Here is a 12,128-nt window from a genome sequence, read left to right as displayed (position 1 = left end):
CACCAGGGGGGACCGCCGCAGCGCAGCCGCGCCGCTTGCCGCAGATCGTAGCACGGCAGGCGGCGGCGCGGGGCCGGATCGTCAGTTGACGAGACCTGCGTGGGCGAGCGCCCGGTCGATCGCCTCGCCGGTCGCAGCCTCGACCGGCACCAGCGGCAGGCGCACGGAATTGGCCACCTTGCCGAGCCTGTCGAGGGCGTATTTCACCCCCGTCGGGCTCGGCTCGATGAACAGCGCCTTGTGCAGCGGCATCAGCCGGTCCTGGATCTCGACCGCCGCCGCATAGTCGCCGCGGGCGCAGGCGGCCTGCATTTCGGCGCAGAGCCTCGGCGCGACATTCGCCGTCACCGAGATGCAGCCATGGCCGCCATGGGCGTTGAAGCCGAGCGCCGTCGAATCCTCGCCGGACAGCTGGACGAAATCCGTGCCGCAGGTCAGCCGCTGTTCGGAGACCCGGTCGACCTTGGCGGTGGCGTCCTTGACGCCGACGATATTGGCGAAATCGCTCGCCAGCCGGCCCATGGTTTCCGGGGTCATGTCGATGATCGAGCGTCCTGGGATGTTGTAGATCAGGATCGGCAGCGACACCGCCTTGGCGATCGCGGCATAGTGAGCGTAGAGCCCGCGCTGGTTCGGCTTGTTGTAATAGGGGGTCACGACGAGGAGCCCGTCGGCCCCGGCCTTTTCGGCGAAGACCGCGAGGTCGATCGCCTCGTGGGTGTTGTTCGAGCCGGCTCCGGCAATCACGGGAACGCGACCGGCGGCGACCTTGACGCAGACCTCGACGACGCGCTTGTGTTCGTCATGGCTGAGCGTCGGGCTCTCGCCGGTGGTGCCGACGGGTACGAGCCCCTTCGAGCCTTCGGCGATCTGCCATTCGACGAAGTCGGCGAAGGTCTCCTCCGCGAACGTGCCGTCCCCGGCGAAGGGCGTCACCAGTGCCGGAATCGAGCCATTGAACATCATTCACTCCCACTCCTCCGGGACTTATGCCGCGGAGTTCGTTTTTATCGCCGAAAGAGCTGCAGCCCGGCCGCGCGACAGGGAACGGCGGCCTCCCGGGCCAGCGGCGCGAACCGTCGCAAGGCTGTCGCTGGTGGGCGACCATATTGAAGCTCGAAAGGGGAAACAAGCGGCCTCGTCGTCGTCCGGAGCTTCGGGAAGAATGCGGACGGTAACAGGAGCTTAACGGCGATCGTGGAAGAATTGACAACCATGCCGGAAACGAAATCGCCGGCGCTCCGACCGACGTTTCGACACCCGATGAGGATGTTCATGCCGAAGCCCTCGCGCCTTGCCCGACTGCTGCTGGTGTCGCTGGCGACCTCGCTGGTCGCGCAGCCTTCTCTCGCGCAGACGGACTTCCTGCCCGATCTCGGCCCCGTGCCGACCGCGCGGCCGGGCGGCGTCGCCATGGGCGTCGGCCTCGATACCGGCCGGTTCGGCGCCGCGGTGCCGGCCCCGATCCCCGCGGGCATTCCCGTTCCCCGCCGGCCGCCGGCCGCGCAGGTTCCGGCCGATGCGACCGCCTTTACCGCCTCGATCGCGGCGATGCCGCGCAGCATGTCGCCGGTCGCGGCGGTCAATGGCCATCTCAAGGACGGGCTGCAGGCGCTTTCCGACGGTAATGCCCGCCGCGCCCGCTCGATCCGCGAGGGCATGACGCCCGGCTCCCTCGACCGCGACATTCTCACCTGGGCGATCGCCCTCGCCGGCGGCAGCGACGTGCCGGCGATCGACATCGCCAATGCCGCCCGCTCGCTCGCCGGCTGGCCGGGCATGAAGGCGCTGCGGATCAATTCCGAAAAGGCGATCTGGCGGGAAGACCGCCCCGCCCGCGAGGTGATCTCCGCTTTCGCCGGCAGCACGCCGGAAAGCCCCGAGGGCGCCATGGCCCTGGCGAAGGCCTATCTCGCCGTCGGCGAGGTCGGCCGCGCCAAGCAGCTGATCCAGAAGAGCTGGCGAACCGAGGTGATGGACCGCTCGACCGAGAGCCGGATGCTGTCGACCTTCGGCACGCTGCTCGGCCGCAGCGACCACAAGCATCGCATGGACATGCTGCTCTACCGCGAGCGGGTGAGCGACGCGGCCCGCGTCGCCAAGCTGGCGGGGGCGAGCGAACTCTACGCCGCCCGTGCGGCGGTGATCCGCAACGAGGGCAATGCCGGACGGCTGCTCGCCGCCGTGCCGCGCTCGCAGCGCTCGGACCCAGGTTATCTCCTCGCGGCGGTCGAACTGAATCGCAAGGCCCACAAGGTCGACGAGGCCGCCGAAATCCTGGCGAACTCGCCGCGCGATCCGTCCACGCTGATCGATCCCGACGCCTGGTGGAACGAGCGGCGCATCGTCGCCCGCGACCTTCTCGATCTCGGCAAGGCGAAACAGGCCTACCGCATCGCCGCCGGCCATTCGGCGCTCGATTCGACCGAGGCGGTGGAAGCCGAGTTCCATGCCGGCTGGATCGCCCTGCGCTTCCTCGGCGATCCCGCCACGGCGTCGCAGCACTTCGCCCGCATCGTCCAGATGTCGAACAAGCCGCTGTCCCTGTCGCGGGGCTATTACTGGCTCGGACGGGCCGCCGAGGCGGCGCGATCGAGCAGCGCCGGCGGCTACTACCAGCGCGCCGCCCATTACGGCGCCACCTATTACGGCCAGCTCGCCGCCTCGCGCCTCGGCCATCGGCCCGGCCCGATCGCCTTTCCGAATCCGAGCAATGCCGAGCGGCAGCGCTTCGCGTCCCGGCCGGCTGTCAGGGCGATCCAGCGGCTCGAGCAGATCGGCTCGGACTGGCGGGCGGATATCCTCTATCGTGGCCTCGCCGAAGAACTCGACAGCCCCGGCGAGCTCGCTCTTCTATCGGTCATGGCGGAGCGGCGCGGCGACCATCATCTCGTGCTGCAGGTGGGCAAGATCGCCTACTGGCGCGGTATCGACGCGCCTGCCCTCGCCTTTCCGATCGGCGTGATCCCGGAAAGCGCCAACATCTCGGCCTCGGGCAAGGCGCTGGCCTATGCCATCGCCCGCCAGGAAAGCGCCTTCAACCCGAAGGCCCGCTCGCCGGTCGGCGCGCTCGGCCTGTTGCAGCTGATGCCGGGCACGGCCAAGAGCATGGCCCGCAAGGTCGGCGTCGCCTATTCGCCGCAGCGCCTGACCGCCGATCCCGGCTACAACGCGACCCTCGGCGCGCAGTACCTCGGCGACCAGATCGACAACTTCGCCGGCTCCTACGTGCTCACCTTCGTCGCCTACAATGCCGGCCCGCGCCGGGCGCGCGAATGGATCGAGCGGTTCGGCGATCCGCGTGGCATGTCGCTCGACCAGGTGGTCGACTGGGTGGAGCGCATCCCCTACACCGAGACGCGCAACTACGTGCAGCGGATCATGGAGAACTATCAGGTCTACAAGATGCGCCTCGGCGCGCCCTTCTCGATCGAGGGAGACCTCGTCAACGGCCGTCGGGGCTGAGGGCGAGACGGCCATGGCGTGATCGTCGCGGTGGCTGCGGCCGCGCGGCGACCACGGTCGTGTAAATTCGGATCGCCGGCTCGAAACCGGCCGCCGGTGCGATAGCTCGAACGTGGTCGGCGGGGAGCAGACGGGTTTCGCCGCCTGATACGGGAGCAGCGGCAATGACGACCACGGAAGGCGAACCCTTCTTCTACGATCACGACGGACTGCGGCTGGCCGGCCGGCTGTGGGGCGAGATCGGCGAGGCTGGCGATGCCGGCGCGCCGCTGCCGATCGTCTGCCTGCCCGGCCTCACTCGAAATTCCCGCGACTTCACCGAATTTGCCCATGCGATCCGGGCGCAGAAGCCCGCCCAACCCCTCGTCGCGTTGGACTATCGCGGCCGCGGCCTGTCACAATACGCCTCCGGCCCCGAAGCCTACACGGTGCCCAGCGAGGCCACCGACACACTCGCCGGCCTCGACCATCTCGGCATTTCCCGCGCTGTCTTCGTCGGCACCTCGCGCGGTGCGCTGGTCATCCACCTCATCGCGGCGATGCGCCTTTCAGCCATTGCCGGCGCCGTCTTCAACGACGCAGGCCCGCGCATCGAGACCGCAGGCCTCCGGCAGATCCGCGACACGGTGGGTGTGGTGGAATCTTTCCCGGATTGGCCGACCGCCGTCGCAGCCGTGGCGTCGTCGCTCGGCCCGACCTTTCCGGCCATGGGCCGCGGAGATTTCGAACGCATGGCTCGCGCCGGCTTCAGAGAGCGCGATGGGACGATCGTCGGCGATTACGATCCCCGCCTCCTGGAGCCGCTGCGGGCGATGGACCTCGCCACCGACCTGCCGGAACTCTGGGAGCTGTTCGATCTGATGAAGGCGATTCCATCGTTCGTCGTTCGCGGCGAGAACTCGGCGTTGTTCTCCGCCGAGACGTTGAGCGAAATGACGCGGCGCCATGACGCCATCGAAACAGTCACGGTGGCCGGCCAGGGCCACGCCCCATTCCTCGAAACGGCGGGGCTTCCCGAGCGCATACTGGGATTTGCCCAGCGGTGCCGATGAGAGGCGTCGGAGCAGAAGCCCCCTCATCATGAGGTGCGCAGCGAAGCTGAGCCTCGAAGGGCGAGGAGGCTTCTGCCGGCACCGCACTCGGACCATGCGAGCGAGGGATCCCACGTTTGTGCGGCGCCCTCGCCCTTCGAGGCTCGCTACGCTCGCACCTCAGGATGAGGGCGACTGAGATGGCGAGCCTGCTTAAGGGCGACGTCAGCCCCCCTCACTCACCGGGCAGCAGCAGCGCCTGACGATTCTCGGCCCCGCGGTAGACTCCGAGATTGCGGTATTCGGCGGAGAAGAAGCGCAGCTCCTCCAGCGCCCGGCCGAGTGCCGGATCGTGCGGATGGCCCTCGACGTCGGCATAAAACAGCGTCGCCGAGAAGCTGCCGCCGAGCTGATAGCTTTCCAGCTTGGTCATGTTGATGCCGTTGGTGGCAAAACCGCCGAGCGCCTTGTAGAGCGCCGCCGGAATGTTCCTCACCCGGAAGACGAAGGTGGTGACGACGTCGCGGCTGACCATCTGGCTGCCATCGTCGCTTTTCTTCGGATCGCGCGCTGCCCAGAGGCTGAGGCGCTGCTCGTCCGGGTCGGCGAAGGGCTGCTGGCCGGGATTGGCGAGGATGACGAAACGGGTGACGTTGTTCGCCGAATCCTCGACGTCCTCTTCCAGAATCGACAGGCCATAGTATTCGGCAGCCAGCCGTGGCGCCAGCGCGCCACGCGTTCGGTCCCCGGCCTCCGACACCTCGCGGGCGGCCCCGGCCGTGTCGCCCGAGACCTGCGGTTTCCAGCCCTGCGCCCGCAGATATTTCCGGCACTGGCCGAGCGCATGGATATGGCTGGAGACGCTGAGGATCTCGCTGCGCTTTACGCCCGGCAGCGCCATCAGCTGAAAATGGATCGGCATGAAATATTCGCCGACGATCTGCAGCCCCGAATCCGGCATCAGGAGGTGGATGTCGGCGACGCGGCCGGCCAGCGTGTTCTCGATCGGGATCATCGCCCGCGCGACCCGGCGCTCGCGACCGTCATGCTCGACGGTGCCACCCTTCAGCGCCGCGAAGGCATCGTCGAAGGACGGGCACGGCAGCGCCTCGTAGACATCGCCGAAGACGTCGCGGACAGCCATGTCGGAGTTGGCGCCGGGTTCGCCCTGGAAGGCGATCATCGGACGGTCGTCGGCCATGGGGTCATGCTCCATAGATTTCGCGCGCCCGGGCAAGATCGTCCGGCCCGTCGACGCCGAGCGGCACCGTATCGACGATTTCGGCGTCGATTCGCATCCCGTTTTCCAGCGCCCGCAATTGTTCCAGCTTTTCGCGGCGTTCCAGCACCGAGGGTGCGAGCGAGACGAATCGCTCGAGGCTCTCGCGGCGATAGGCGTAGAGGCCGATGTGGTGATAGTGCGGCCCCTCCCCCCAGGGCGCCGTGGCGCGAGTGAAGTAGAGCGCATTCAGCCGCCTCGGCCCGGTCGGCGAGCCGACGAGCTTGACGACGTTCGGGTTCACCCGCTCGGCATCGTGAACGATCTCGGCGGCAAGCGTCGCGATGTCGCAGGCCGGATTTTCGAACGGCGCCAGCGCACTGCGGATCGTCTCCGGCTCGACCGTCGGCAGATCCCCCTGGACATTGATGATCGTCTCGGCCTCGCGCTTCGGATCGACTGCCTGCAGGGCTTCATGGATGCGGTCGGAGCCCGACTGGTGATCGATCGAGGTCATCACCGCCTCGAAACCCGCCGCCTCGACGGCCCGGCGGATTTCTTCGGCGTCGGTGGCGACGACGACGCGGCCTGCCGCTGCCGCGACCGCCCGCTCGGCGACGCGCACGACCATCGGCTTACCAGCGATGTCGGCAAGGGCCTTTTTGGGGAGCCGCGTCGAGCCGAGGCGGGCGGGAATGAGGATGAGTGTCGACATGGCGGGCTGCCCGAAATCCTTAATCGTTCTTCGAAGCTTGAGCCGAAGTTTGGAAAGTGACAAAAGACCCCGGCGGCGCGCCTTTTACAGGTGTTGCCTTGAATCGGCAAAAACCCTACGGTCCGGCGCGTCTCACCTGGGGGTCTGCCGAGACGGCTGAGTTGTGGCATTTGATGGGGAGGGTCAGTCCCGCCAATGGATTCGTTTGAGGCCAACAAGATCTTCGGCGCCATCCTCGGCACCGTCTTCGTTCTGTTCGGAGGCAGCATTCTTGCCGAAGGGCTGTTCCATTCCGAGGCGCCGGAACAGCCGGGCTACGAGATCGTCGCCGCGGAGCCCTCCGAGGGCGGCGCCGGTGCGCCGGCAGCCGCGGCGGAAGATCCGCCGATCGCTGCCCTTCTGCAGACCGCTGACGCCGGTGCCGGCGAGGCTGTGTTCAAGAAGTGCACCGCCTGTCACTCGGGCGAGAAGGGCGGCCCGAACAAGGTCGGCCCGCATCTCTGGGACGTCGTGACGCGGCCCGTCGCCTCCGTCTCGGACTTTTCCTATTCCGCGGCCATGCAGGAGTTCTCCCAGGGCGGTTCGGTTCACTGGGACTACGACCACCTCTATGAGTTCCTGAAGGACCCCAAGGCCGACGTCCCGGGCACCAAGATGGGCTTTGCCGGCATCAAGAGCCCGGAAGATCGTGCCAATTTGATCGCCTATCTGCACACGCTGTCGGACAGCCCCGCACCGCTGCCCGAGGCTCCGGCCGAAGGCGAGGCGGCGGCAGGCGGCGGCGAACAGGCGGCGGAAGTCACCGATCCGGCGACGACCACCAAGATGGGCGAAGGCGGCGAAGAGACTCAGGCTCCGGCAGAGGCCGGCACCGCCCCCGAATCAGCCCCGGTCGAAAGCGGCGAGGCGACCATGTCGGCCGAGGGCGTCCAGGGCGAACAGCCGGCTCCTCCGGCCGCCGCTGCCTCCGGCGAGGCGCAGAACCAGCCCGCAGCGGGCAGCGAGCCGAACGCTTCGGGCGCTGACGGCGCCGCCGCGCAGCCGGCGGCACCCGCAGCTGAAAGCGACCAGGCCGCTGCCGGCAACGCCGGCGAAGCGGCGTCCGCCGAGGGCGGTGCGACGCAGGTCGCTCTCGCCGGAGATCCCGCGGCCGGCGAGAAGGTGTTCAACAAGTGCCGAGCCTGCCATGCGGTCGGCGAAGGCGCCAAGAACAAGATCGGGCCGGAGCTGAACGGCATCGTCGGCGAGAAGATCGCGGCCGTCGAAGGCTACAGCTTCTCCTCGGCGCTGCAGGACTACGCCAAGGAGCACCCGACCTGGACGGTCGAGGAACTGCACGCCTGGCTCGCCAACCCGAAGGCGGTCGCGCCCGGCACCAAGATGACGTTTCCAGGCCTCAAGAACCCCAAGGAAATCGACGACGTCATCGCCTACCTCGCCAGCTTCGACGAGAACGGCGCCCAGGCGGGCCAGTGATCCGCCGCTTTTTCGGCTCGCCATCCTGCCATGCCGCAAAGCCCCGGTTCGTCGCCGGGGCTTTCGCTTTTCCCGGCCGCCGTCCATCCGACCGGCCGAGCTCGCAGGCTCGCCGCCGAGATGAACGAATCGTCACTTGGCAGGGTACCCCGATGGTCGCCATAAAGCTGTGCGACACCGGATTCTCGACAGAACGGAACGCTCTTTCGGAGACATGCCCTTGCCGATCCTGACGCGCGCTGCCCATTTCCTCGCCACGTCATGCATTGCCCTTGGACTTTCGATTCCAGCCGGCCATGCACAGGATCAGGGAGGCGCCGCGATCGGCGAAACGGCGCCGCCGGCGGCGCAGGGTGCTCCTGCGGCCGAGCCCGGCGCCGCTTCCGCGCCGGCGAACGACCAGTCTGCGGCGGCTGCCCCCGCCGCTTCGTCCGTAGCAACGCCCGATCTTTCGTCGGCCGGTGAATGGCAGACCTCGATGTCGCTGACCGAACCGTCGAAATATCCGCCGGACTTCCAGCATTACGACTATGTCAATCCCGATGCGCCGAAGGGCGGGACACTGAATTCAGTCGCCACCGGTTCCTATGACAGCTTCAACCCCTTCGTCGTGCGCGGCACGCCGGCTGCGGGTCTCGTCAATTTCGGCGGCGGCCTCCTCTACGACACGCTGATGGAGCAGTCCACGGACGAGGCGTCTGTCTCCCATGCGATGATCGCCGAGGCGGTGCGCTTTCCGGAAGACGATTCCTTCGTCACCTTCCGGCTGAACCCGAAGGCGCGTTTTCACGACGGCGAGCCGATCACCGTCGAGGACGTGATCTGGAGCTTCGACACGCTGAAGGAGCTTCATCCCCAGTGGGCGACCTACTACAAGAACGTCGTCAAGGCGGAGAAGACCGGCGAGCGCGAGGTGACCTTCACCTTCGACCAGACCGGAAATCGCGAGCTGCCACACATCATGGGGGACCTCACGGTCCTGCCGAAGCACTGGTGGGAGGGTTCCGGCCCCGACGGCAAGACGCGCGACATCTCGCAACCCTCGCTGGAGCCGCCTCTGGGCTCCGGTCCCTATAAGATCGGCCGCTTCGTCACCGGCCAGTCGATCGAATGGGACCGGGTCGAGGACTATTGGGGCGCCGACGTCGCCACCCATAAGGGCCGCTACAACTACGACAAGATCGACTACACCTACATCCGCGATTCCAACGCCGCCTGGGAAGCCTTCAAGAAGGGCGGCCTCAACGACTACCGGATCGAGAACAGCTCGCGCCGCTGGTCGACCGAATACGACTTCCCGGCGTTCCAAGCGGGCCAGGTGAAGAAGACGACGATCCCGTCTCACCAGGTGGAATCGATGCAGGCCTATGTGATGAACAACCGTCTGCCGAAGTTTCAGGACCGCCGGGTCCGTCAGGCGTTGACCCTCGCCTTCAATTTCGAGGACATGAACCGGACGCTGTTCTTCGGCCTCAATCAACGAATATCGAGCCATTTCGCCAATAGCGAACTTGCGGCGACTGGTTTGCCGAGCGAGCGCGAACTGAAATTTCTCGAGCCCTTGAAGAGCGAGATCCCGCCGGAAGTCTTCACGAAAGAGTTCGAACTGCCCGTCTATGAAGACAATCGATCCGTACGCGACAATCTGCGCCAAGCGCTCGAGCTGTTGAAAGAGGCCGGTTACGAACTCAAGGGGACAAAGCTGGTCGACGCCAAGACGGGCCAGCAGTTCTCGATCGAGATGCTCGGCAACGATCCCACCGACGCCCGGGTCCTGCAGCCCTATGCCGACAGCCTGAAGCGGCTCGGCATCGATGCCTCGATCCGCATCGTCGATACCAACCAGTTCATCGAGCGCCTGACGAATTTCGATTTCGAAATGGTCGGGATGAAGTACTATCCGCAGTCGATGTCACCGGGCAACGAACAGCGGGACTTCTGGTCGAGCGGGGCCGCCGACGCGCCCGGCAGCCGCAACTATGCCGGCATCAAGAACCCGGCGACCGACAAGCTGATCAACGACATCGTCTACGCCAAGGAGCGTGACGACCTCGTCGCCGCGACGCGGGCGCTCGATCGGGTGATGCTGTGGGAGTATTACGTCGTCCCCCAATGGTACCGGGCGGAGACGTGGCTGGCCTATTGGGACAAGTTCGGCATGTCGGGCAGGCGCCCGGGCTATAGCGAGATCGATCCCTTCGCCTGGTGGATCAAGAGCGCCGAGAAGGCTGCGACGAACTGATGGGCACGACGTTCCGCTTCACCCGCCGCGGCTTCGGCCAGATGGCTCTCGGCCTCGCCGCATCCGCCGCCCTGCCCGGCCGCGGCTTCGCCGCCTCCCCGGTCGAGACGCCGCTGCATGGCCTGTCGGCTTTCGGCGACCTGAAATACCCGGCCGACTTCGCCAATTTCGATTACGCCACGCCGGATGCTCCTGCGGGCGGCCAGTTCAACATGTCGGTGCCGAACTGGATCCTCAACCAGTCGCCGCTCACCTTCGACACGCTCAATACCTTCGTCCTCAAGGGCAACGCGCCGCCACGGATCGAGAAGCTCTACGACGCGCTGATGACGTCGTCCCTCGACGAGCCGGACGCGCTCTACTGCGCGCTGGCAAGCTCGGTGAGCATTTCGGCGGATCGCAACTCATACGTCTTCGCGCTGCGGCCCGAAGCGGCGTTCTCGACCGGCGCCAAGGTGACGGCGGAAGACGTCGTCTTCAGCTACGAGACGTTCAAGGAGAAGGGCCATCCCTCCCTGCAGATCACCCTGCAGGAAGTTGTCGAGGTCGTCGCCGACGCACCGGATCAGGTGCGCCTGGTCTTTTCCGGCAAGCAGACCGACCAGGACGCCCTCGGCGCCTTCGGCATGCCGATCGTGCCGAAGGCGTTCTTCGCCGATACGCCGTTCGAAAGCGTCACCTCCAAGGCGATTCCTGGCAGCGGCCGCTTCGAGATCGGCGCCATGGAATTCGGCCGCTACATCGAATACCGCAAGCGGCAGGACTACTGGGCGAAGGAGATGGGCTTCGCCCGGGGGCTCGACCATATCGACACGATCCGCATCGAGTTCTTCCGCGACCGGACAGTCGCCTTCGAAGCCTTCAAGAAGGGCAACATCGCCTTTCGCGAGGAATTCACTTCGAAAACCTGGGCGACCGACTACGGCTTCCCGGCAGTGGTCGAAGGCAAGGTGATCAAGCGCGAGTTCCCGCGCGAAAAGACCCCGACCTTCCAGTGCTGGGCGCTGAACCAGCGCCGCGAGCGCTTCGCCGATCGCAACGTGCGCCGCGCCATCAATCTGTGCTTCGACTTCGAATGGACGAATGCGCAGATGTTCTACGGCATCTACCGGCATTCGGACTCGTGCTTCGAGACGTCCGACTTCAAGGCGGAAGGACCGCCCTCGCCGGCCGAGCTGAAGATCCTCGAGCCGCTGCGCGACAAGCTGCCGGAGGAGGTCTTCGGCGACGTCTGGACGCAGCCCGTCTCGGACGGCTCGGGCCGCGACCGGGCGCGGCTGCGCGAGGCTCTCGCGTTGTTCGCCGAGGCAGGCTGGAAACAGACGGGAGGCCGGCTGGTCGACGCGGCGGGCCAGCCCTTCACCCTCGAATACATGATCGACGACCAAGGATTCGAGCGGGTCTATTCGAAGTTCATCCAGAATCTGAAGGCGGTCGGGGTGGACGCCTCCTTCCGCCTCGTCGACGGCGCCCAGTATCAGGAGCGCAAGAACCGCTTCGACTTCGACCTGATCGGCGCCGCCTTCTCGCTCGGCTCGACCCCGACACGGGACACGCTGGTCGGCTTGTTCGGAAGCCTCACCAAGGACCGGGAAGGCTCCAACAACTTCGTCGGCATGGCCGATCCGGCTGTCGACGCGCTGATCGACGTCGTCAACCGGGCTGAGGACCGCAAGAGCCTGACGATGGCCATGCGGGCGCTCGACCGGGTGCTGCGCGCCCGCTTCGACTGGATCCCGAACATCCATTCGGAAAGCCACCGCGCCGCCTACTGGGACATGTTCGGCTTCAGGGAGCCTAAGCCCGACTATGGCTGGCCGGTCGAGCGGCTGTGGTGGTTCGATGCAAAGAAGGCCGAGACGCTCGGCAAGGCTTGAGTAAGCCTCTCCGGAAAGAGTGGTCCCGGGGATCGGGCGGACGGATCGGTCCACGCGACGAGCGCCCTTTTGCGCCCGGCCACGCTTTTGGTTAACAACGGTA

The 12,128-nt window shown here is 66.5% G+C and carries 8 protein-coding genes; 5 read left to right on the top strand and 3 right to left on the bottom strand.

Translation table 11 applies throughout. The annotated features are described in order from the left end of the window. Positions 1-81: 81 nt before the first annotated feature. Complete coding sequence (gene dapA, locus GTK09_RS00805) at positions 82-963, bottom strand: 4-hydroxy-tetrahydrodipicolinate synthase (RefSeq protein ID WP_163460942.1); 882 nt, start codon at positions 961-963, stop codon at positions 82-84. A 312-nt stretch (positions 964-1,275) separates the two neighbouring features. Here dapA and GTK09_RS00800 point away from each other — a divergent pair, with 312 nt between their 5' ends. Next, positions 1,276-3,465 carry a lytic transglycosylase domain-containing protein gene (locus tag GTK09_RS00800; RefSeq protein WP_203560826.1) on the top strand — a complete coding sequence of 730 codons (2,190 nt, stop codon included), beginning with the start codon at positions 1,276-1,278 and terminating at the stop codon, positions 3,463-3,465. Between the two features lie 164 nt (positions 3,466-3,629). Further along, the gene (locus GTK09_RS00795; protein ID WP_163460586.1) at positions 3,630-4,517 is read left to right on the top strand and encodes an alpha/beta fold hydrolase; all 888 of its coding nucleotides are present in this window, start codon (positions 3,630-3,632) and stop codon (positions 4,515-4,517) included. Positions 4,518-4,731: 214 nt separating this feature from the next. Here the strand turns inward: GTK09_RS00795 and GTK09_RS00790 are convergent, their stop codons facing one another. Together GTK09_RS00790 and GTK09_RS00785 are read right to left on the bottom strand one after the other, a co-directional pair. Beyond that, entirely contained in the window at positions 4,732-5,697 is a 966-nt protein-coding gene (locus GTK09_RS00790; RefSeq protein ID WP_163460585.1) for a prephenate dehydratase, read from the bottom strand. A gap of 4 nt (positions 5,698-5,701) precedes the next feature. Continuing rightward, a complete protein-coding gene (locus GTK09_RS00785; RefSeq protein ID WP_163460584.1) occupies positions 5,702-6,430 on the bottom strand; it encodes a 3-deoxy-manno-octulosonate cytidylyltransferase in 729 nt (242 codons plus the stop codon). Between the two features lie 195 nt (positions 6,431-6,625). On the opposite strand from GTK09_RS00785, the gene GTK09_RS27950 reads away from it, so the two are divergent. From GTK09_RS27950 to GTK09_RS00770, 3 genes are all read left to right on the top strand, one after another. Further along, the gene (locus GTK09_RS27950; RefSeq protein ID WP_163460583.1) at positions 6,626-7,906 is read left to right on the top strand and encodes a c-type cytochrome; all 1,281 of its coding nucleotides are present in this window, start codon (positions 6,626-6,628) and stop codon (positions 7,904-7,906) included. A gap of 220 nt (positions 7,907-8,126) precedes the next feature. After that, positions 8,127-10,148, top strand: coding sequence for an extracellular solute-binding protein (locus GTK09_RS00775; RefSeq protein ID WP_246217625.1), 2,022 nt, complete (start codon positions 8,127-8,129; stop codon positions 10,146-10,148). Continuing rightward, positions 10,112-12,025, top strand: a complete 1,914-nt coding sequence (locus GTK09_RS00770; protein ID WP_312869525.1) for an extracellular solute-binding protein — start codon at positions 10,112-10,114, stop codon at positions 12,023-12,025. Before GTK09_RS00775 ends, GTK09_RS00770 begins: the two co-directional genes overlap by 37 nt. Positions 12,026-12,128 lie beyond the last annotated feature (103 nt).

The sequence above is a fragment of the Jiella pacifica genome (genome assembly GCF_010500815.1).
In the GTDB taxonomy this organism is placed as follows: domain Bacteria; phylum Pseudomonadota; class Alphaproteobacteria; order Rhizobiales; family Rhizobiaceae; genus Jiella; species Jiella pacifica.
The sequence above is the reverse complement of the archived record's forward strand: the minus strand, read 5'-3'. Positions and strand labels throughout refer to the sequence as shown.

Bases quoted from the DNA above. Each gene is read 5' to 3' on its own strand.
- dapA (WP_163460942.1), bottom strand. From the start codon at position 963: ATGTTCAATGGCTCGATTCCGGCACTGGTGACGCCCTTCGCCGGGGAC.
- GTK09_RS00800 (WP_203560826.1), top strand. From the start codon at position 1,276: ATGCCGAAGCCCTCGCGCCTTGCCCGACTGCTGCTGGTGTCGCTGGCG.
- GTK09_RS00795 (WP_163460586.1), top strand. From the start codon at position 3,630: ATGACGACCACGGAAGGCGAACCCTTCTTCTACGATCACGACGGACTG.
- GTK09_RS00790 (WP_163460585.1), bottom strand. From the start codon at position 5,697: ATGGCCGACGACCGTCCGATGATCGCCTTCCAGGGCGAACCCGGCGCC.
- GTK09_RS00785 (WP_163460584.1), bottom strand. From the start codon at position 6,430: ATGTCGACACTCATCCTCATTCCCGCCCGCCTCGGCTCGACGCGGCTC.
- GTK09_RS27950 (WP_163460583.1), top strand. From the start codon at position 6,626: ATGGATTCGTTTGAGGCCAACAAGATCTTCGGCGCCATCCTCGGCACC.